The sequence below is a fragment of the Pseudomonas sp. AC239 genome, from assembly GCF_979258545.1.
In genome coordinates, this window is sequence record NZ_OZ409864.1 from 1,239,694 (window position 1) to 1,258,166 (window position 18,473).

The following is an 18,473-nucleotide window of genomic DNA, read 5'->3' on the forward strand; positions in this document are numbered from 1 at the left end:
TACCCATGGGATGGTTTAAAGACTTGCTCGGCACCAGCAATTGGCAGACCGCTGCGCCAACGAGCACCGGCGCCAGCGGTCCACTGGGCATGGCACAAGGCAAAGGCGTGCGCTTCGACACGACCCTGGCGTTGCTGCTGGAAGGCTCGACTTCGGTGCGGGTGCCATTCGATCAAGCGGTGTGGAGCGCCGGCTGGGTCGATCTCGGCCAGTCCAACAAGCTGCACCGCTACTACATGAACGACGAGGATTTCTGGGTGCAGATCCACGTCACCGGCGATGATCAGGTCGAGTCGGTCACCCTGTTCAATTACCTCAGCTACGTGACGGTCAACAGTGATGCGGAACTGCAGCGTCTGGCCGGGCCGAACAGTCTGATCGGTCTGCCGACCTACACCCACGACGGTGTCGAATACACCCGTGAATGGGGCACCGAACTGCAGCAGACCGAACTGGTGCCGATGACCGAACACGTAGTCAACCCGGACGAGTCCTACACCATCAAGCACCACGCCATGCTGTATGCCCGCGACACCGGCCTGACCGATCGCCGCGAACTGCTGCTGTTCTCCGTCGAACAGGATGAAGAAGGCACCGTCAGCCTGAGCACCTCGCTGGGCATCTCGCTGTACACGACTGATTTGAGCGCCATCTAAAAAAGGAAGTTTTTCATGCTGGAAGTCTTGGCCGTTTCCCTGAACAAAACCGCGCTGGTCGGTTTTGTCGTCTACCTGATCGGCGCCGTGTTGCTGTTCATGCTGTTTCAATTCGTCTACACGCGCATCACCGCGCACAAGGAATTCGAACTGATCCGCGCCGGCAACACTGCCGCCGCCATTGCCCTGTCCGGGGCGATCATCGGTTTCGCCATTCCGGCGAGCAACGTGATCGCCTACTCGGTCAACGTGCTCGATTTCGTGCTGTGGGCGGTCATCGCCGCCGTCGTGCAGCTGTTGGCATTCGTCGCGACCGGGCTGGTGCTCAAGGGCACTTCCCAGCGCATCGCCAACGGCGAAGTCGCCGCCGGCATTTATGTCGCCGCCGTGGCGATCAGCGTCGGTATGCTCAATGCCGCGTGCATGACCCCGTCCCACTGACCGGCAGGAAGCCTTTCGATGAAACGCAGCAAATACGTGCAGTTGTCCCTCGCCGCGTCGGTGGCGATGGCGATCTCCGGTGAAGCAGCAGCGCTGGATCAGCCGCGCAATTTCCAGAGCGTTGAACAATGTGTCGACGCCGAAGTGGCCGCCGATCTCTGCTCCAGCGCCTACGTCGCCGCTCTGAACGAACATCGGCGCATCGCCCCGGCCTACACCGACAAGGCCAAGTGCGACGCAGACTTTGCCGCTGGCTGGTGTCAGAAAAATTCCGATGGTCGTTTCGTGCCGAAACTCGGCGGTTTCAAAGTGCCGCAGAAGGGTGATGAGCCGCAAAATCTGGATGCCATTGCCAATGCGCAGATGCCGGCGGGGGACACCACCACCAGCAGCAGTGCCAGCCACGGCGGCTCGCATTATTCCGGTGGCTCCGGTGGCGGCGGCAATGGCTGGCTGACCGGCTGGCTGATCGGCAACGCCATGAGCAACAACGCCGAACGCACCGTTTACCGTGATCGCGAAACGCGCCAGCCGTACAACACCTCAACGCAGTACCGCCGAGCTGACACAACCTCGCGCAGCCAGTCGGATTACGAGAGCAGCAAGAGCAAACCGGTGAACGTTGCGTCGTCGACGTCGCGCGGCGGCTTCGGCAGCCAGTCCAGCGCCCGCAGCGGTTGGGGTGGCTGGGGCAGCAGTTCCGGACGCTCGAGCAGCTGACATGAAAAAGATCCACTGCGCCGAGCGCCCCGACTGGAAACACACCGCCGAAAGCCTCGGTTTCCTGTTCCACACCATCGACGACGAACCGTACTGGGACGAAAGCGCCTACTACCAGTTCAGCCTCGCGCAGATCGAAAACGATCTGGAAGACCCGACCACCGAACTGCACGAGATGTGCATGGACCTGGTGGATCGCGTGGTCAACAGCGAGGAGTTGCTTGATCGCCTGAGTATCCCGGCGGCGTACTACGACATGATCCGCACCTCTTGGCGTGAAGGTCATCCGCATCTGTACGGTCGTATGGACTTTTCCTACAGCGGGAGCGGGCCGGCGAAACTGTTGGAGCTCAACTACGACACACCGACCAGCCTCTATGAAGCGGCGGCGTTTCAGTGGGGCTGGCTGGAGCAATGCATCGAACGCGGCACCTTGCCCCGGCATGCCGACCAGTTCAACAGCATCGACACCAAGCTGCATCGGGCCTTCGCCGAATTGCAGTTGAAGCGGCCGTTCTACTTTGCCTCGATGAAGGACTCGGTCGAGGACAAAGGCACCACCGACTACCTGCGGCTGATCGCGGAAAAGGTCGGCATCGAATCACGCCACATCGACATCGAAGACATCGGCCTGACGGCTGAGGGCCGTTTCGTCGATCTGCAAGATCGCTGGATCCCGCATCTGTTCAAGCTGCACGCCTGGGAATTCATCTTCCATGAACCGTTCGGCGCGGCGATCGCCGAGTGTGACACGCAGTTTTTCGAACCGGCGTGGAAGGCGATTCTGTCGAACAAAGGTGCGCTGCCGCTGCTGTGGGAATTGCACAAGGGACATCCGAATCTGCTCGCCGCGCACCTTGATCCGAATCCGCAGAGTGCGGTGCCGAAGGGCTGGGTGCGCAAGCCGTACTTTTCCCGCGAGGGCGCCAATATCGAACTGCAAACAGCGGAGGGGCTGATCGTCAAAGAGGACGGGCCCTACACCGATGCGCCATTCATCCTGCAGGAGTTCGCACCGCTGCCGAAGTTTGGCGACAGCTACACGCTGATTGGCTCGTGGGTGATTGGAGATGAGGCGGCAGGGATTGGTGTGCGTGAGGACAACAGTCTGATCACCAAGGACTCCAGCCGCTTCCTGCCGCATCTGATTCTGGATTAAGACGAAGTTACCTTGTGGGAGCGAGCCTGCTCGCGAAAGCGTCCTGTCAGTTACAGGTGCATCGACTGATCTGACGCATTCGCGAGCAGGCTCGCTCCCACAGGAGATTGTGAATAGCCAGGAATTTCCTGAACAAAAAAGGCCCGTCGCTCAAGCGACGGGCCTTTTCATTTAAAGCGGTTACCGCGGCGAATCAGAACGGAATATCGTCATCGAAGCTGTCGAAATCCGGAGCCGGTTGCGGTGCGGCCTGCTGTGGCGCTGGCGGAGCCGAACGCTGCTGCGGAGCCGACTGCTGCGGGCGTGGAGCCTGCTGACGTGGCGCCTGCTGCTGGTAGTTGTTGCCGCCACCTTGTTGGTCGCCCTGTTGTGGACGGCCGCCGAGCAATTGCATGGTGCCTTGCATGTCGACCACGATTTCAGTGGTGTAACGCTTGATGCCGTCCTTTTCCCACTCGCGGGTCTGCAGCTTGCCTTCGATGTACACCTGCGAACCCTTGCGCAGGTATTCACCGGCGATCTCGGCAACCTTGCCGAACATCGACACACGGTGCCATTCGGTCTTCTCGACCTTCTGACCGGTCTGCTTGTCGGTCCATTGTTCGCTGGTGGCCAGACTCAGGTTGGTCACGGCGTTACCGTTAGGCAGGTAGCGAACTTCGGGATCCTGGCCGCAAGTGCCGACCAATATGACTTTGTTAACCCCACGGGCCATAACGTTCTCCTAAGCGTCGCACGCAGCCCCGGCCGGGTTGTTGACCAAGCGTTCGAGGGTGGTGCGATCCACTAATTCTTTGTCCAGTTTGATGTAAACAGCCGCCTCTTCCGCGACTATCACTGCATCTGTTACCCCTACCAGGGCCTTGAGGCGCTCGACCAGACCCGCTTCGCGGATCGCTTCGGGCGACAACGGCAAGCGCAGGCTCGTCACGTAGGGAGGTTCGCGCATGGTAACAGCAAAGGCCAGCCAAAGTGCAGCCAGCGCGGCGCATCCAAGGAACACAACCGACAGACCGCCATGCTGGAACAACCAGCCGCCGAGTATCCCGCCGAGTGCCGAACCGAGGAACTGGCTGGTGGAGTACACGCCCATGGCCGTGCCCTTGCCGCCTGCCGGTGAAACCTTGCTGATCAGCGACGGCAACGAGGCCTCGAGCAGATTGAACGCGGTAAAAAACACCACCGTGCCGATCACCAGAGTGCGCAGGCTGTCGCCGAACTGCCAGAAGAATAGTTCAGTCAGCATCAGTGTCATGACGGCACCGAGCAAAACTCGTTTCATTTTGCGTCGCTTCTCGCCATAGATGATGAAAGGGATCATGGCGAAGAACGAAATCAGCAGCGCGGTCAGGTAAACCCACCAGTGCTGCTCCTTGGGCAAGCCGGCTTTTTCTACCAGTGCCAGGGGCAAGGCGACGAAGCTCGACATCAACATGGCATGCAAGACGAAGATGCCCAGATCGAGGCGCAGCAGATCCGGGTGCTTGAGCGTCGGCATCAGTGCCTGCCGGGCGACGCCGGACTCACGGTGCTGCAACGGCCCGGTGGACTGCGGCACCATGAACATGATGATCAGGATACCGACCAGCGCCATGGCGCCGGTGGCGAGGAACAGCCCCGAAAGCCCGAACGCGCTGGTCAGTAACGGCCCGACCACCATGGCCACGGCGAACGACAGGCCGATGGTCATGCCGATCATAGCCATGGCTTTGGTCCGATGTTGCTCGCGAGTCAGGTCAGACAGCAGCGCCATCACCGCTGCGGAAATCGCCCCGGCGCCCTGCAGGATCCGCCCGGCGATCACGCCCCAGATCGAATCGGCCTGGGAAGCCAGAACACTGCCGAGAGCGAAGACGATCAGGCCGAGGTAAATCACTGGCCGGCGGCCGATGCGGTCAGAAATGATGCCGAACGGAATCTGGAAAATTGCCTGGGTCAGGCCGTAAGCGCCAATCGCCAGCCCGATCAGGGCCGGGGTCGCTCCCGCCAGATCCATGCCATAGGTCGCCAGCACCGGCAACACCATGAACATGCCAAGCATACGGAAGGCGAACACCAGGGCCAGACCGCTCGCCGCGCGGGTCTCGCTGCCACTCATGCGTTCGCTGTGGGGATCGTGCATGGAAAAACCTCGTGTGAACCGGCGGCGATTCTACCAGTCCCATCGGAAGACGGGGTATATCGCGACGCTATGACGCGTATAGATGAAACTCTCTTCATGAACGGCAAAACGCCCTTCGTTTGATAGTGTGCATCCATCCAGTATTTGCCCGTATACTCCTACGTTTTCGACGCCCGCCGAGCGAGGCCACTTTGGACAAGATCCTGATACGTGGGGCCCGTACCCACAACCTGAAGAACATCGACCTGACCCTGCCACGGGACAAACTGATCGTCATCACCGGCCTGTCCGGATCCGGCAAGTCGTCCCTGGCGTTCGACACGCTGTATGCCGAAGGTCAGCGCCGCTATGTCGAATCGCTGTCGGCCTATGCCCGACAGTTCCTGTCGATGATGGAAAAACCCGACGTCGACACCATCGAAGGCCTGTCGCCGGCGATCTCCATCGAACAGAAGTCGACCTCGCACAACCCGCGTTCCACCGTCGGCACCATCACCGAAATCTACGACTACCTGCGCTTGCTCTATGCCCGCGTCGGTACACCGCGCTGCCCGGATCACGACATCCCGCTGGAAGCGCAGACTGTCAGCCAGATGGTCGATCTGGTGCTGGCGCAGCCGGAAGGCAGCAAGCTGATGCTGCTGGCGCCGGTGATCCGCGAACGCAAAGGCGAACACCTGTCGGTTTTCGAAGAATTGCGTGCGCAAGGTTTCGTCCGCGCCCGGGTCAACGGACGCATTTGCGAGCTCGACGAGCTGCCGAAGCTGGATAAACAAAAGAAGCATTCGATCGATGTGATCGTTGACCGCTTCAAGGTTCGCGCTGATTTGCAGCAACGTCTGGCCGAGTCTTTCGAGACCGCGCTGAAACTCGCCGACGGCATTGCCCTGGTCGCACCGATGGACGACGAGCCGGGTGAAGAAATGATCTTCTCCGCACGCTTCGCCTGCCCGATCTGCGGCCACGCGATCAGCGAGCTGGAACCCAAGCTGTTTTCCTTCAACAACCCGGCCGGCGCCTGCCCGACCTGCGACGGTCTGGGCGTGAAGCAGTTCTTTGATATCAAACGTCTGGTCAATGGCGAGCTAACACTGGCCGAGGGCGCGATACGCGGCTGGGACCGGCGCAACGTTTATTACTTCCAGATGCTCGGCTCACTTGCCTCGCACTACAAGTTCAGTCTGGACAAGCCATTCAACGACCTTAGCGCCGAGCAGCAGAAGTTCATCCTGCACGGCAGCGGCTCGCAGAACGTCGACTTCAAATACCTGAACGACCGTGGCGACATCGTCAAACGCTCGCACCCTTTCGAGGGCATCGTGCCGAACCTGGAGCGCCGTTACCGCGAAACCGAATCGGCGAGCGTGCGCGAAGAGCTGGCCAAGTTCCTCAGCCATCAGGCCTGCCCGGATTGCCGTGGCACGCGTCTGCGCCGCGAAGCACGGCACGTCTGGGTTGGCGAGAAAACCTTGCCGGCAGTGACCAACCTGCCGATTGGCGATGCCTGCGAATATTTCGGCGCGCTGAAGATGACCGGGCGCCGCGGCGAGATCGCCGACAAGATCCTCAAGGAAATCCGCGAGCGTCTGCAGTTCCTGGTCAACGTCGGCCTCGACTATCTGTCGCTGGATCGCAGCGCCGACACCTTGTCCGGTGGCGAGGCGCAACGGATTCGTCTGGCGAGCCAGATTGGCGCGGGCCTGGTCGGCGTTCTGTATATCCTCGACGAACCGTCCATTGGCCTGCATCAGCGCGACAATGACCGCCTGCTCGGCACGCTCAAGCATTTGCGCGATATCGGCAACACGGTGATCGTGGTCGAGCACGACGAAGACGCGATTCGTCTGGCTGACTATGTCGTCGATATCGGCCCTGGCGCCGGTGTGCACGGCGGGCAGATCGTTGCCGAGGGCACGCCGGACGAAGTCATGGCGCACCCGGATTCGCTGACCGGCAAATACCTGTCCGGCCGGGTGAAGATCGAAGTTCCGGCCAAACGCACGCCGCGCAACAAGAAGCTCAACCTCTCGCTTAAAGGTGCGCGTGGCAACAACTTGCGCAATGTCGATCTGGACATCCCGATCGGCCTGCTGACCTGCGTGACTGGCGTCTCCGGTTCTGGCAAATCGACACTGATCAACAACACGCTGTTCCCGCTGAGCGCAACGGCACTCAACGGTGCGACCACGCTGGAAGCCGCCGCGCATGACAGCATCAAAGGTCTGGAACATCTCGACAAAGTCGTCGACATCGACCAGAGCCCGATCGGCCGTACGCCGCGTTCCAACCCGGCGACCTACACCGGGCTGTTCACACCGATCCGCGAACTGTTTGCCGGCGTGCCCGAGTCGCGCTCCCGTGGTTACGGCCCGGGGCGTTTCTCGTTCAACGTCAAGGGCGGTCGCTGCGAAGCGTGCCAGGGCGATGGCCTTATCAAGGTGGAAATGCACTTCCTGCCGGACATCTATGTGCCCTGTGATGTGTGCAAGAGCAAGCGCTACAACCGCGAAACCCTTGAGATCAAATACAAGGGCAAGAGCATCCACGAAACCCTCGAAATGACCATCGAGGAAGCGCGGGAGTTCTTCGACGCGGTGCCGGCACTGGCGCGCAAGCTGCAGACGTTGATGGATGTTGGCCTGTCGTACATCAAGCTGGGGCAGTCGGCGACGACCTTGTCCGGTGGTGAAGCACAGCGGGTCAAGTTGTCGCGAGAACTGTCCAAACGCGATACCGGCAAAACTCTGTACATCCTCGACGAACCGACCACCGGCCTGCACTTCGCCGACATCCAGCAATTGCTCGACGTTCTGCATCGCCTGCGCGACCACGGCAATACCGTGGTGGTGATCGAGCACAACCTTGATGTGATCAAGACCGCTGACTGGCTGGTGGACCTCGGTCCTGAAGGCGGTTCCAAGGGCGGGCAGATCATCGCCACCGGTACGCCGGAAGAAGTGGCCGAGATGAAGCAATCTCACACCGGCCATTATCTCAAGCCGCTGCTGATCCGCGATCGGGCCTGACCGCCAGGCATGAAAAAGCCCCTGTCACCGTTGAAGTGACAGGGGCTTTTTTATAGCCGTTGCAATCAGGACGCGTGGGATTGCAGGTAGTTCTCGAGACCGATCAGTTTGATCAGGCCCAGCTGCTTTTCCAGCCAATAGGTGTGATCTTCTTCGGTGTCATTGAGTTGAACCCGCAGAATCTCACGGCTGACGTAGTCCTTGTGTTGCTCGCAAAGCTCGATGCCTTTGCACAGCGCAGCGCGGACTTTGTATTCGAGGCGCAGATCGGCTTCGAGCATCGCAGGCACCGTGGTGCCGACATCCAGATCATCCGGACGCATGCGCGGCGTGCCTTCGAGCATCAGAATCCGCCGCATCAATGCATCGGCGTGGCCGGCTTCTTCTTCCATCTCGTGGTTGATGCGCTCGTAGAGCTTGGTGAACCCCCAGTCCTCATACATCCGCGAATGAACGAAATACTGGTCACGCGCGGCCAGTTCGCCGGTCAGCAACGTATTGAGGTAATCGATTACATCTGGGTGGCCTTGCATCGCCCTACATCTCCCTTCCTGAAAGTCTGTAGTTTGAACCAACATGACCGGAAGGTCACTCACGAAGCGCAATAAAAGCGAAGATATTCTGAGAAAAGCAGGCCAAATAACGCAAAAACCGCCCAAATGAGGGCGGTTCTGCTTCTCGTTTAGACTTCGTTAAGCTGTACGTTAAGCAGCTTTGCGATTGCTTCTCCATACGCCGGATCGGCTTTGTAGAAATGTTGCAGCTGGCGGTCGACGACATCGCTGGAAACACCTGCCATGGCACCAGCGATGTTGCTGACCAGCAACGCCCTCTGCTCATCGCTCATCAAGCGGAACAAGGCACCGGCATGGCTGTAGTAGTCGGTGTCTTCCCGGTGATCATAACGATCAGCGGCACCGCTCAAGGCCAGCGCTGGTTCAGCGTAGTGTGGCGCTTGTTTCGGCGATTCAACGTAGCTGTTCGGTTCATAGTTCGGCGCCGCGCCGCCGTTGCTGCCGAAAGCCATGGAGCCGTCACGCTGATAAGTATTCACCGGGCTGCGCGGAGCGTTCACCGGCAATTGCTGATGATTGGTGCCCACACGGTAGCGGTGCGCGTCAGCGTAGGCGAATACACGGCCTTGCAGCATGCGGTCTGGCGACAGACCGACACCTGGCACCATGTTGCTCGGGCCAAATGCAGCCTGTTCAACTTCAGCGAAGTAGTTCAACGGGTTGCGATTCAACTCCAGCTCACCAACTTCGATCAGCGGGAACTCTTTCTGCGACCAGGTCTTGGTCACGTCGAACGGATTCTCGTAATGAGCCGCCGCCTGGGCTTCGGTCATGATCTGAATGCACACGCGCCATTTCGGGAATTCACCGCGCTCGATGGCCTCGAACAGATCGCGCTGCGCGTAGTCCGGGTCGGTACCGGCCAAACGAGCGGCCTCGGCTGGCGCCAGATTCTTGATGCCTTGCTGAGTCTTGTAGTGCCACTTTACCCAGTGACGCTCGCCTTTGGCGTTGATCAGGCTGTAAGTGTGACTGCCGAAGCCATGCATATGGCGATAGCCGTCAGGAATACCGCGATCAGAGAACAGAATGGTGACCTGGTGCAGCGCTTCAGGCGAATGCGACCAGAAATCCCACATCATCTGCGCGCTTTTCAGGTTGCTTTGCGGCAGACGCTTTTGCGTGTGGATAAAGTCAGGAAATTTCAGCGGATCGCGGATGAAGAACACTGGCGTGTTGTTGCCGACGATGTCCCAATTGCCTTCCTCGGTGTAGAACTTCAAGGCGAAGCCGCGCGGATCGCGCTCGGTGTCGGCCGAACCACGCTCGCCACCTACGGTGGAAAAGCGCAGAAAGGTTGGCGTTTGTTTGCCTACCGACTCGAACAACTTCGCACTGGTGTATTCAGTCATGTCACGGGTAACGGTGAACGTGCCGTAGGCGCCCGAGCCTTTAGCGTGGACACGGCGCTCAGGAATGTTTTCACGGTTGAAGTGTGCGAGTTTTTCGATCAAATGGAAATCGTCGAGCAGCAGCGGACCGCGTGGGCCAGCGGAGCGGGAATTCTGGTTATCAGCAACTGGCGCGCCACTCGCGGTTGTAAGCGTCTTGGTCTGGCTCATGCGGTCTTCTTCCTCTGTCAGTCTTGAACTGCCGGCTAATGGGCTTGGTGGGAAGTATTGATCATCGACGTTACAGCTACAAATTCATTAACTTGCAGGCATCGATAGATAATTACTAATTATGTTTTCCCGGCACATAGTGGCAGTTCAACCATGTCAGAAACTTGTACGGACGGCGCATTTCTTCCAGGCACAAAAAACCGGGCACTAGGCCCGGTTCTTTGTTTCAGACTGACGTCTTACTCGGCGGATACAGCTTCGCCAGCAGTAGCACGATCAACCAACTCGACGTACGCCATAGGCGCGTTGTCGCCAGCGCGGAAACCGCACTTGAGGATGCGCAGGTAGCCACCCTCACGGGTAGCGTAACGCTTGCCCAGGTCGTTGAAGAGCTTACCAACGATAGCTTTCGAACGAGTACGGTCGAAAGCCAGACGGCGGTTAGCCAGGCTGTCTGTCTTGGCCAGAGTGATCAGCGGCTCGGCAACGCGGCGCAGTTCTTTGGCTTTTGGCAGAGTAGTTTTGATCAGCTCGTGCTCGAACAGCGACACCGCCATGTTTTGGAACATGGCCTTGCGGTGCGAGCTGGTGCGGCTCAGGTGACGACCACTTTTACGATGACGCATGGTTCATTCCTTACCAAACACTACGTTCGGTGATTACGACGATCAGGCAGTCGCCTTGTCGTCCTTCTTAAGACTTGCAGGCGGCCAGTTGTCGAGGCGCATGCCGAGGGACAGACCGCGGGAGGCCAGAACGTCCTTGATTTCAGTCAAGGATTTCTTGCCAAGGTTCGGAGTCTTCAACAGCTCTACTTCGGTACGCTGAATCAGGTCGCCGATGTAGTAGATGTTTTCCGCCTTAAGGCAGTTAGCCGAACGTACAGTCAGTTCCAGATCGTCAACCGGGCGAAGCAGGATCGGATCGATCTCGTCTTCCTGCTCGACAACCAGCGGCTCACTTTCACCTTTGAGGTCGACGAACGCAGCCAGCTGCTGTTGCAGGATGGTTGCAGCGCGACGGATAGCCTCTTCAGGATCCAGGGTACCGTTGGTTTCCAGATCAATAACCAGCTTGTCCAGGTTGGTACGCTGTTCGACACGGGCGTTTTCCACCACGTAAGCGATACGGCGAACCGGGCTGAACGAAGAGTCAAGCTGCAAGCGACCGATGCTGCGGCTTTCGTCTTCATCGCTCTGACGCGAGTCGGCTGGTTCATAACCACGACCACGAGCTACGGTGAGCTTCATGTTCAGGGCGCCGTTAGACGCCAGGTTAGCGATTACGTGATCGGGATTAACGATCTCGACATCATGATCCAGCTGAATATCGGCAGCGGTAACCACCCCCGAACCCTTCTTCGACAAGGTCAGCGTAACTTCGTCACGACCGTGCAGCTTGATGGCCAGACCTTTAAGGTTCAACAGGATTTCAATTACGTCTTCCTGTACACCTTCGATGGCGCTGTACTCGTGGAGCACACCGTCAATCTCGGCCTCGACTACTGCGCAGCCGGGCATTGAGGACAACAGGATGCGGCGCAGCGCGTTGCCCAGGGTGTGGCCAAAACCACGCTCGAGAGGCTCGAGAGTGATCTTGGCGCGGGTTGGACTGACAACCTGCACATCAATGTGGCGGGGTGTCAGGAACTCATTTACCGAAATCTGCATGGATGCACCTATTTTCTAGCCCTTACTTGGAGTAGAGCTCGACAATCAGGCTTTCGTTGATGTCGGCGGACAGATCACTGCGAGCAGGAACGTTCTTGAAAACGCCCGACTTCTTCTCAGTGTCTACTTCTACCCATTCTACGCGGCCACGTTGGGCACACAGATCGAGAGCTTGGACAATGCGAAGTTGGTTTTTTGCTTTCTCGCGAACTGCAACCACGTCACCAGCACGAACCTGATACGACGGAACGTTTACGGTCTGACCGTTTACGCTGATCGACTTGTGCGATACCAGCTGGCGGGATTCGGCACGAGTCGAACCAAAGCCCATACGGTATACAACGTTGTCCAGACGGCATTCGAGCAGTTGCAGCAGGTTTTCACCGGTTGCACCTTTCTTGCCAGCAGCTTCTTTGTAGTAGCCGCTGAACTGACGCTCGAGAACGCCGTAGATACGACGGACCTTCTGCTTTTCACGCAGTTGGGTGCCGTAGTCGGACTGGCGACCGCGGCGTTGGCCGTGGATACCAGGTGCTGCTTCAATGTTGCACTTCGATTCGATCGCGCGCACGCCGCTCTTCAGGAAGAGATCGGTGCCTTCGCGACGAGCGAGTTTGCATTTTGGACCAATGTAACGAGCCATTCTTTACAATCTCCTGGATTACACGCGGCGCTTCTTCGGCGGACGGCACCCGTTGTGCGGGATTGGCGTCACGTCGGTGATGCTGGCGATCTTGTAGCCACAGCCGTTCAAAGCGCGGACTGCGGATTCACGACCTGGACCTGGACCCTTGACGTTGACGTCGAGGTTTTTCAGGCCGTATTCCAGCGCAGCTTGACCAGCACGTTCAGCAGCTACTTGAGCAGCGAACGGGGTGGACTTGCGGGAACCGCGGAAACCCGAACCACCGGAGGTAGCCCAGGAAAGAGCGTTACCTTGACGGTCGGTGATGGTCACGATGGTGTTGTTAAAAGATGCATGGATGTGGGCGATGCCATCAACCACTGTCTTTTTAACTTTTTTACGAGGACGAGCAGCAGGTTTTGCCATGATTAAATTCCTGTCGATTCGCTGGGGCGATTACTTGCGGATCGGCTTACGCGGACCTTTACGGGTACGCGCGTTGGTCTTGGTACGCTGACCGCGTACTGGCAGACCACGACGATGACGCAGACCGCGATAGCAACCGAGGTCCATCAAGCGCTTGATTTTCATGTTGATTTCGCGACGCAGGTCACCTTCAGTGGTGAACTTCGCCACTTCGCCACGCAGCTGTTCAATTTGCTCGTCGCTCAGATCTTTGATCTTTGCTGCTGGGTTTACCCCAGTCACTGCACAGATCTTCTGCGCAGTAGTGCGACCAACACCATAGATGTAGGTCAGCGAGATAACAGTATGCTTGTTATCTGGAATGTTAACGCCTGCAATACGGGCCATTCAGTGGGACTCCAATTGACAGCTACCTACGCCCCGGAAGCCAAGAAATAGGGCGCGAGATAATATCGCTGTAATAACAAATAATCAACCCGGTAGCGCACTAGCTACCGGGCTTGAAGCACAATCACACTCAGCCTTGGCGCTGTTTGTGACGCGGTTCCGCGCTGCAAATTACTCGAACAACACCTTCGCGGCGAATAATCTTGCAGTTACGGCACAGCTTTTTCACCGATGCACGAACTTTCATCACCAACTCCTCGAACCTTATGGGTACTCAGCGCAACATGCCGCTGCCGTAACCCTTCAGGTTGGCTTTCTTCATCAGGGATTCGTACTGGTGCGAAACGAGGTGCGATTGTACTTGGGACATGAAGTCCATCACAACCACGACCACGATCAGCAACGAGGTCCCGCCAAGGTAGAACGGAACGTTTGCTGCAACCACCAGGAATTGGGGCAACAGGCACACGGCCGTCATGTAAAGAGCACCGAACAGGGTCAAGCGGGTCAGAACGCCATCAATATAGCGCGCAGACTGCTCACCTGGACGGATGCCCGGAATAAAGGCACCGGACTTCTTCAGGTTTTCCGCTACGTCTTTCGGATTGAACATCAACGCCGTATAGAAGAAGCAGAAGAAAATAATCCCTGCACTAAACAGCAGAATATTCAACGGCTGACCAGGAGCGATCGACTGCGAGATGTCCTGCAACCAGCCCATACCTTCAGACTGACCGAACCAGGCACCCAACGAAGCCGGAAACAGCAAAATGCTGCTCGCGAAAATAGCCGGAATAACACCGGCCATGTTCACCTTCAGCGGCAAGTGGCTTGTCTGCGCCGCAAAAACCTTTCGGCCCTGCTGACGCTTGGCGTAGTGAACAGCGATACGACGCTGGCCACGCTCAATGAACACCACGAAACCGATAATCGCTACTGCCAGCAAACCGATGGCAACCAGGGCGAAGATGTTGATATCACCCTGACGCGCAGACTCGAAAGACTGCCCGATTGCTCTCGGAAGACCGGCGACGATACCCGAAAAAATCAACATCGAGATACCGTTGCCAACACCACGCTCAGTAATCTGCTCACCCAGCCACATCATGAACATCGCACCAGCCACAAATGTGGTTACCGCGACGAAATGGAAGCCAAAGTCACCAGTGAACGCGACTCCCTGCCCGGCCAGACCAATGGACATGCCAATAGCCTGGACCAGAGCGAGAGCGACGGTGAGGTAGCGGGTGTACTGGCTAATCTTGCGACGGCCAGCTTCACCTTCCTTCTTCAACTGCTCCAGCTGCGGGCTGACGGCGGTCATCAGTTGCATGATGATCGATGCCGAAATGTACGGCATGATCCCCAGTGCAAAGATGCTCATCCGTTCCAGCGCGCCGCCGGAGAACATGTTGAACAAGCTAAGAATGGTCCCCTCATTCTGTCGAAACAGGTCTGCGAGTCGGTCCGGGTTGATACCTGGAACCGGGATGTGTGCGCCTATTCGGTAGACGATAATCGCCAGGAACAGAAAACGCAGACGAGCCCAGAGTTCAGACATACCGCCTTTGCCGAGCGCAGAGAGAGCACCTTGCTTAGCCATTTATTCCTCGAACTTGCCGCCAGCTGCTTCGATAGCCGCACGCGCACCTTTGGTGGCGCCGATTCCCTTGCCGATAGTGACAGCGCGAGTCACTTCACCGGACAGCATGATTTTCACACGCTGTACGTTGACGTTGATCACGTTGGCATCTTTCAGGGACTGCACAGTAACGACGTCGCCTTCCACTTTGGCCAGCTCGGACAAACGCACTTCTGCGCGATCCATGGCTTTCAGGGAAACGAAACCGAACTTAGGCAGGCGACGATGCAGCGGCTGTTGACCGCCTTCAAAGCCTGGAGCGATGGTGCCACCGGAGCGGGAGGTCTGACCTTTGTGACCACGGCCACCAGTCTTGCCCAAACCACTACCGATACCACGGCCCGGACGATGCTTTTCGCGACGGGAACCCGGCGCTGGACTCAGATCATTGAGTTTCATCGATTAACCCTCGACACGCAGCATGTAGTAAGCCTTGTTGATCATCCCGCGATTCTCGGGAGTATCCTGGACTTCTACAGTGTGACCGATGCGACGCAGACCCAGACCCTTAACGCACAGTTTGTGGTTAGGGATGCGGCCGGTCATGCTTTTGATCAGCGTAACTTTAACGGTAGCCATGATTACTTGATCTCCTCAACACGCAGGCCACGCTTGGCAGCGATGGACTCAGGAGACTGCATAGCCTTCAGACCCTTGAAAGTGGCGTGAACCACGTTTACCGGGTTAGTCGAGCCGTAGCACTTGGCCAGAACGTTCTGAACGCCAGCAACTTCGAGGACAGCACGCATAGCGCCGCCAGCGATGATACCGGTACCTTCAGAAGCAGGCTGCATGTACACCTTCGAAGCGCCGTGAGCGGACTTCATTGCGTACTGCAGGGTGGTGCCGTTCAGGTCAACTTGAATCATGTTGCGGCGAGCAGCTTCCATTGCCTTCTGGATCGCAGCAGGCACTTCACGTGACTTGCCACGGCCGAAGCCAACACGCCCTTTACCATCACCAACCACGGTCAACGCGGTGAAAGTGAAGATACGGCCGCCTTTAACGGTTTTGGCTACGCGGTTAACTTGAACCAGCTTCTCGATGTAGCCTTCGTCGCGCTTTTGGTCGTTATTTGACATAACTTAGAACTCCAGCCCAGCTTCACGAGCAGCATCAGCCAGCGCTTTAACGCGGCCGTGGTACTTGAAGCCAGAGCGGTCGAAAGCCACTTGCGATACGCCAGCGGCCTTAGCACGCGTAGCGACCAGCTGGCCAACCTTTGTGGCCGCGTCGATGTTGCCAGTGGCACCATCACGCAGTTCTTTATCCAAAGTCGAGGCACTTGCCAGGACCTTGTTGCCGTCGGCCGAGATGACCTGGGCGTAGATGTGCTGCGACGAGCGGAACACGCAGAGACGCACGACTTCGAGTTCGTGCATTTTCAGGCGTGCTTTGCGAGCGCGACGCAGTCGAGTAACTTTTTTGTCGGTCATTTGCTATGCCCTACTTCTTCTTGGCTTCTTTACGACGGACGACTTCGTCCGCGTAGCGCACACCTTTGCCTTTGTACGGCTCTGGTGGACGGAAGTCGCGGATCTCGGCGGCCACTTGACCTACCAGCTGCTTGTCGATGCCCTTGATCAGGATATCGGTCTGGCTAGGAGTCTCAGCGGTGATGCCTTGCGGCAGTTCGTAATCCACTGGGTGCGAGAAGCCAAGAGCCAGGTTCAGAACCTGACCTTTTGCTTGCGCTTTGTAACCAACACCGACCAGCTGGAGCTTGCGCTCGAAGCCTTGGCTTACGCCCTGGACCATGTTGTTTACCAACGCACGCGTGGTACCGGCCATTGCGCGAGTTTGTTGATCGCCATTGCGAGCAGCGAAACGCAGCTCACCAGCTTCTTCAACGATCTCAACGGACGAATGGATGTTCAGTTCAAGAGTGCCCTTGGCACCCTTCACCGAAAGCTGTTGGCCTGCGAATTTGACTTCGACACCGGCTGGCAGCTTAACGGGGTTCTTAGCGACGCGAGACATGCTTATCCCCCCTTAGAACACAGTGCAAAGAACTTCGCCGCCGACACCGGCAGCGCGCGCAGCACGATCCGTCATCACACCTTTGTTGGTGGAGACGATAGACACGCCAAGACCGCCACGAACTTTCGGCAGATCTTCAACGGACTTGTACTGACGCAGGCCTGGACGACTAACGCGCTTCACTTCTTCGATAACCGGACGGCCTTCGAAGTACTTCAGCGAGATGGACAGCGACGGCTTGGCGTCGGTGGTGATCTGAAAATCCGCGATGTAACCTTCGTCCTTCAGGACTTTTGCTACAGCTGCCTTCAACGTGGAAGACGGCATGCTTACGACAGACTTTTCAGCCATCTGGGCATTACGGATTCGAGTTAGCATGTCCGCTAACGGGTCCTGCATACTCATGGGCTAGACGCTCCTAATACAAAAAAATTAGCCTTGCGGCTACTACTTGTCGCCGAGAACTTCCGGGCAGAAAAACACGGGCTCAGGCGAGCCGGTCATTCTAGACACACCCCAGAAATGAATCAAGCCCCAAAAGGGGCTTGATTCAGATTCAAGGCCACCGATGGTCAGGTTCTTGCGAACCCGAACATCGAGACTTTGACAACTATTACCAGCTGGCTTTAACCAGACCTGGCACGTCACCACGCATTGCAGCTTGACGCAGCATGTTACGGCCGAGGCCGAACTTGCGGTACACGCCGTGCGGACGACCAGTCAGGCGGCAACGGTTACGCATGCGCGAAGCGCTTGCGTCACGTGGTTGCTTCTGCAGTGCTACGGTAGCTTCCCAACGCGCTTCTGGACTTGCGTTCAGATCGACGATGATAGCTTTCAGCGCTGCACGCTTGGTGGCGTACTTGGCAACGGTGAGCTGACGCTTCAGCTCACGGTTCTTCATGCTCTTCTTGGCCATTTTCCTACTCCAATCAGTTGCGGAACGGGAATTTGAAAGCACGCAGCAGAGCGCGGCCTTCATCATCGTTCTTGGCAGTGGTGGTCAGGGTAATGTCCAGACCGCGGAGAGCATCGATCTTGTCGTAGTCGATTTCCGGGAAGATGATCTGCTCTTTCACGCCCATGCTGTAGTTGCCACGACCATCGAAGGACTTGGCATTCAGGCCGCGGAAGTCGCGAACCCGAGGCAGGGAGATCGACAGCAGACGATCCAGGAACTCGTACATACGCTCACGGCGCAGGGTCACTTTGACGCCGATCGGCCATCCTTCGCGGACTTTGAAGCCAGCGATGGATTTACGAGCGTAGGTCACAACGACTTTCTGGCCGGTGATCTTTTCCAGGTCAGCAACAGCGTGCTCGATGACTTTTTTGTCGCCGATCGCTTCGCCCAGACCCATGTTCAGGGTGATTTTGGTAACGCGCGGAACTTCCATCACGTTCGAAAGCTTAAGTTCTTCCTTAAGTTTCGGAGCGATTTCCTTCCGGTAAATCTCTTTTAGTCGTGCCATGGTCTTCTAC

24 protein-coding genes are annotated in these 18,473 nt (G+C 57.6%); 5 read left to right on the plus strand and 19 right to left on the minus strand.

Annotated features, from left to right (window positions below; genetic code table 11):
- Positions 1 to 5: 5 nt before the first annotated feature.
- From ACZ0AZ_RS05710 to ACZ0AZ_RS05725, 4 genes are read left to right on the plus strand one after another with little or no spacing between them, the layout of a single operon-like run.
- Complete coding sequence (locus ACZ0AZ_RS05710) at positions 6 to 656, plus strand: DUF2491 family protein (RefSeq protein ID WP_039761931.1); 651 nt, start codon at positions 6 to 8, stop codon at positions 654 to 656.
- 15 nt (positions 657 to 671) lie between these two features.
- Complete coding sequence (locus tag ACZ0AZ_RS05715) at positions 672 to 1,097, plus strand: DUF350 domain-containing protein (RefSeq protein WP_016772952.1); 426 nt, start codon at positions 672 to 674, stop codon at positions 1,095 to 1,097.
- Positions 1,098 to 1,115: 18 nt separating this feature from the next.
- On the plus strand, positions 1,116 to 1,817 hold the full coding sequence (locus ACZ0AZ_RS05720) for a DUF1190 domain-containing protein (protein WP_463537071.1): 702 nt from the start codon (positions 1,116 to 1,118) through the stop codon (positions 1,815 to 1,817).
- A 1-nt stretch (position 1,818) separates the two neighbouring features.
- Positions 1,819 to 2,976, plus strand: coding sequence for a glutathionylspermidine synthase family protein (locus ACZ0AZ_RS05725; protein WP_463537072.1), 1,158 nt, complete (start codon positions 1,819 to 1,821; stop codon positions 2,974 to 2,976).
- Positions 2,977 to 3,169: 193 nt separating this feature from the next.
- On the opposite strand, the gene ACZ0AZ_RS05730 is transcribed toward ACZ0AZ_RS05725, so the two are convergent.
- A complete protein-coding gene (locus ACZ0AZ_RS05730; RefSeq protein ID WP_042610650.1) occupies positions 3,170 to 3,691 on the minus strand; it encodes a single-stranded DNA-binding protein in 522 nt (173 codons plus the stop codon).
- Positions 3,692 to 3,700: 9 nt separating this feature from the next.
- Positions 3,701 to 5,098 carry an MFS transporter gene (locus ACZ0AZ_RS05735; protein ID WP_039761936.1) on the minus strand — a complete coding sequence of 466 codons (1,398 nt, stop codon included), beginning with the start codon at positions 5,096 to 5,098 and terminating at the stop codon, positions 3,701 to 3,703.
- Between the two features lie 191 nt (positions 5,099 to 5,289).
- Here ACZ0AZ_RS05735 and uvrA point away from each other — a divergent pair, with 191 nt between their 5' ends.
- Positions 5,290 to 8,124 carry an excinuclease ABC subunit UvrA gene (gene uvrA / locus ACZ0AZ_RS05740; protein ID WP_039761937.1) on the plus strand — a complete coding sequence of 945 codons (2,835 nt, stop codon included), beginning with the start codon at positions 5,290 to 5,292 and terminating at the stop codon, positions 8,122 to 8,124.
- A gap of 65 nt (positions 8,125 to 8,189) precedes the next feature.
- Here uvrA and bfr read toward each other — a convergent pair whose 3' ends face one another.
- The 17 genes from bfr to rplE form a co-directional block, all read right to left on the minus strand.
- Positions 8,190 to 8,657, minus strand: coding sequence for a bacterioferritin (bfr, locus tag ACZ0AZ_RS05745; RefSeq protein WP_039761939.1), 468 nt, complete (start codon positions 8,655 to 8,657; stop codon positions 8,190 to 8,192).
- A gap of 149 nt (positions 8,658 to 8,806) precedes the next feature.
- The gene (locus ACZ0AZ_RS05750) at positions 8,807 to 10,261 is read right to left on the minus strand and encodes a catalase (RefSeq protein WP_129999702.1); all 1,455 of its coding nucleotides are present in this window, start codon (positions 10,259 to 10,261) and stop codon (positions 8,807 to 8,809) included.
- A gap of 239 nt (positions 10,262 to 10,500) precedes the next feature.
- Positions 10,501 to 10,887, minus strand: a complete 387-nt coding sequence (gene rplQ / locus ACZ0AZ_RS05755) for a 50S ribosomal protein L17 (protein WP_003176402.1) — start codon at positions 10,885 to 10,887, stop codon at positions 10,501 to 10,503.
- A gap of 42 nt (positions 10,888 to 10,929) precedes the next feature.
- Complete coding sequence (locus tag ACZ0AZ_RS05760) at positions 10,930 to 11,931, minus strand: DNA-directed RNA polymerase subunit alpha (protein ID WP_016772946.1); 1,002 nt, start codon at positions 11,929 to 11,931, stop codon at positions 10,930 to 10,932.
- Positions 11,932 to 11,953: 22 nt separating this feature from the next.
- A complete protein-coding gene (rpsD, locus tag ACZ0AZ_RS05765; RefSeq protein ID WP_003176404.1) occupies positions 11,954 to 12,574 on the minus strand; it encodes a 30S ribosomal protein S4 in 621 nt (206 codons plus the stop codon).
- Between the two features lie 18 nt (positions 12,575 to 12,592).
- The gene (gene rpsK / locus ACZ0AZ_RS05770) at positions 12,593 to 12,982 is read right to left on the minus strand and encodes a 30S ribosomal protein S11 (protein WP_002555466.1); all 390 of its coding nucleotides are present in this window, start codon (positions 12,980 to 12,982) and stop codon (positions 12,593 to 12,595) included.
- 30 nt (positions 12,983 to 13,012) lie between these two features.
- Entirely contained in the window at positions 13,013 to 13,369 is a 357-nt protein-coding gene (rpsM, locus tag ACZ0AZ_RS05775; protein WP_003186020.1) for a 30S ribosomal protein S13, read from the minus strand.
- A gap of 130 nt (positions 13,370 to 13,499) precedes the next feature.
- The gene (rpmJ, locus tag ACZ0AZ_RS05780; RefSeq protein WP_002555468.1) at positions 13,500 to 13,616 is read right to left on the minus strand and encodes a 50S ribosomal protein L36; all 117 of its coding nucleotides are present in this window, start codon (positions 13,614 to 13,616) and stop codon (positions 13,500 to 13,502) included.
- 27 nt (positions 13,617 to 13,643) lie between these two features.
- A complete protein-coding gene (gene secY, locus ACZ0AZ_RS05785; protein WP_016772945.1) occupies positions 13,644 to 14,972 on the minus strand; it encodes a preprotein translocase subunit SecY in 1,329 nt (442 codons plus the stop codon).
- Positions 14,973 to 15,410 (minus strand): 50S ribosomal protein L15, encoded by a 438-nt coding sequence (gene rplO, locus ACZ0AZ_RS05790; RefSeq protein ID WP_039761942.1) that lies wholly within the window; start codon positions 15,408 to 15,410, stop codon positions 14,973 to 14,975. It abuts the gene before it with no gap.
- Between the two features lie 3 nt (positions 15,411 to 15,413).
- On the minus strand, positions 15,414 to 15,590 hold the full coding sequence (gene rpmD, locus ACZ0AZ_RS05795; RefSeq protein WP_003176408.1) for a 50S ribosomal protein L30: 177 nt from the start codon (positions 15,588 to 15,590) through the stop codon (positions 15,414 to 15,416).
- Between the two features lie 2 nt (positions 15,591 to 15,592).
- On the minus strand, positions 15,593 to 16,093 hold the full coding sequence (rpsE, locus tag ACZ0AZ_RS05800; protein WP_007955637.1) for a 30S ribosomal protein S5: 501 nt from the start codon (positions 16,091 to 16,093) through the stop codon (positions 15,593 to 15,595).
- A gap of 3 nt (positions 16,094 to 16,096) precedes the next feature.
- Positions 16,097 to 16,447 carry a 50S ribosomal protein L18 gene (gene rplR / locus ACZ0AZ_RS05805; protein WP_003186037.1) on the minus strand — a complete coding sequence of 117 codons (351 nt, stop codon included), beginning with the start codon at positions 16,445 to 16,447 and terminating at the stop codon, positions 16,097 to 16,099.
- Positions 16,448 to 16,457: 10 nt separating this feature from the next.
- A complete protein-coding gene (gene rplF, locus ACZ0AZ_RS05810; RefSeq protein ID WP_007966176.1) occupies positions 16,458 to 16,991 on the minus strand; it encodes a 50S ribosomal protein L6 in 534 nt (177 codons plus the stop codon).
- A 12-nt stretch (positions 16,992 to 17,003) separates the two neighbouring features.
- Positions 17,004 to 17,396: a 30S ribosomal protein S8 gene (gene rpsH, locus ACZ0AZ_RS05815; RefSeq protein ID WP_016772944.1), complete on the minus strand. Its 393-nt coding sequence runs from the start codon at positions 17,394 to 17,396 to the stop codon at positions 17,004 to 17,006.
- A 208-nt stretch (positions 17,397 to 17,604) separates the two neighbouring features.
- Entirely contained in the window at positions 17,605 to 17,910 is a 306-nt protein-coding gene (rpsN, locus tag ACZ0AZ_RS05820; RefSeq protein WP_003186042.1) for a 30S ribosomal protein S14, read from the minus strand.
- 13 nt (positions 17,911 to 17,923) lie between these two features.
- On the minus strand, positions 17,924 to 18,463 hold the full coding sequence (rplE, locus tag ACZ0AZ_RS05825; protein ID WP_003210069.1) for a 50S ribosomal protein L5: 540 nt from the start codon (positions 18,461 to 18,463) through the stop codon (positions 17,924 to 17,926).
- Positions 18,464 to 18,473 lie beyond the last annotated feature (10 nt).

Bases quoted from the DNA above. Each gene is read 5' to 3' on its own strand.
- rpsM (WP_003186020.1), bottom strand. From the start codon at position 13,369: ATGGCCCGTATTGCAGGCGTTAACATTCCAGATAACAAGCATACTGTT.
- ACZ0AZ_RS05760 (WP_016772946.1), bottom strand. From the start codon at position 11,931: ATGCAGATTTCGGTAAATGAGTTCCTGACACCCCGCCACATTGATGTG.
- rpsK (WP_002555466.1), bottom strand. From the start codon at position 12,982: ATGGCAAAACCTGCTGCTCGTCCTCGTAAAAAAGTTAAAAAGACAGTG.
- ACZ0AZ_RS05710 (WP_039761931.1), top strand. From the start codon at position 6: ATGGGATGGTTTAAAGACTTGCTCGGCACCAGCAATTGGCAGACCGCT.
- rpmJ (WP_002555468.1), bottom strand. From the start codon at position 13,616: ATGAAAGTTCGTGCATCGGTGAAAAAGCTGTGCCGTAACTGCAAGATT.
- ACZ0AZ_RS05720 (WP_463537071.1), top strand. From the start codon at position 1,116: ATGAAACGCAGCAAATACGTGCAGTTGTCCCTCGCCGCGTCGGTGGCG.
- secY (WP_016772945.1), bottom strand. From the start codon at position 14,972: ATGGCTAAGCAAGGTGCTCTCTCTGCGCTCGGCAAAGGCGGTATGTCT.
- ACZ0AZ_RS05730 (WP_042610650.1), bottom strand. From the start codon at position 3,691: ATGGCCCGTGGGGTTAACAAAGTCATATTGGTCGGCACTTGCGGCCAG.
- bfr (WP_039761939.1), bottom strand. From the start codon at position 8,657: ATGCAAGGCCACCCAGATGTAATCGATTACCTCAATACGTTGCTGACC.
- ACZ0AZ_RS05750 (WP_129999702.1), bottom strand. From the start codon at position 10,261: ATGAGCCAGACCAAGACGCTTACAACCGCGAGTGGCGCGCCAGTTGCT.
- rpsD (WP_003176404.1), bottom strand. From the start codon at position 12,574: ATGGCTCGTTACATTGGTCCAAAATGCAAACTCGCTCGTCGCGAAGGC.
- ACZ0AZ_RS05725 (WP_463537072.1), top strand. From the start codon at position 1,819: ATGAAAAAGATCCACTGCGCCGAGCGCCCCGACTGGAAACACACCGCC.
- rplR (WP_003186037.1), bottom strand. From the start codon at position 16,447: ATGACCGACAAAAAAGTTACTCGACTGCGTCGCGCTCGCAAAGCACGC.
- ACZ0AZ_RS05715 (WP_016772952.1), top strand. From the start codon at position 672: ATGCTGGAAGTCTTGGCCGTTTCCCTGAACAAAACCGCGCTGGTCGGT.
- ACZ0AZ_RS05735 (WP_039761936.1), bottom strand. From the start codon at position 5,098: ATGCACGATCCCCACAGCGAACGCATGAGTGGCAGCGAGACCCGCGCG.
- rpsN (WP_003186042.1), bottom strand. From the start codon at position 17,910: ATGGCCAAGAAGAGCATGAAGAACCGTGAGCTGAAGCGTCAGCTCACC.
- rplF (WP_007966176.1), bottom strand. From the start codon at position 16,991: ATGTCTCGCGTCGCTAAGAACCCCGTTAAGCTGCCAGCCGGTGTCGAA.
- rpsH (WP_016772944.1), bottom strand. From the start codon at position 17,396: ATGAGTATGCAGGACCCGTTAGCGGACATGCTAACTCGAATCCGTAAT.
- rpmD (WP_003176408.1), bottom strand. From the start codon at position 15,590: ATGGCTACCGTTAAAGTTACGCTGATCAAAAGCATGACCGGCCGCATC.
- rplE (WP_003210069.1), bottom strand. From the start codon at position 18,463: ATGGCACGACTAAAAGAGATTTACCGGAAGGAAATCGCTCCGAAACTT.
- rpsE (WP_007955637.1), bottom strand. From the start codon at position 16,093: ATGTCAAATAACGACCAAAAGCGCGACGAAGGCTACATCGAGAAGCTG.
- rplO (WP_039761942.1), bottom strand. From the start codon at position 15,410: ATGAAACTCAATGATCTGAGTCCAGCGCCGGGTTCCCGTCGCGAAAAG.
- rplQ (WP_003176402.1), bottom strand. From the start codon at position 10,887: ATGCGTCATCGTAAAAGTGGTCGTCACCTGAGCCGCACCAGCTCGCAC.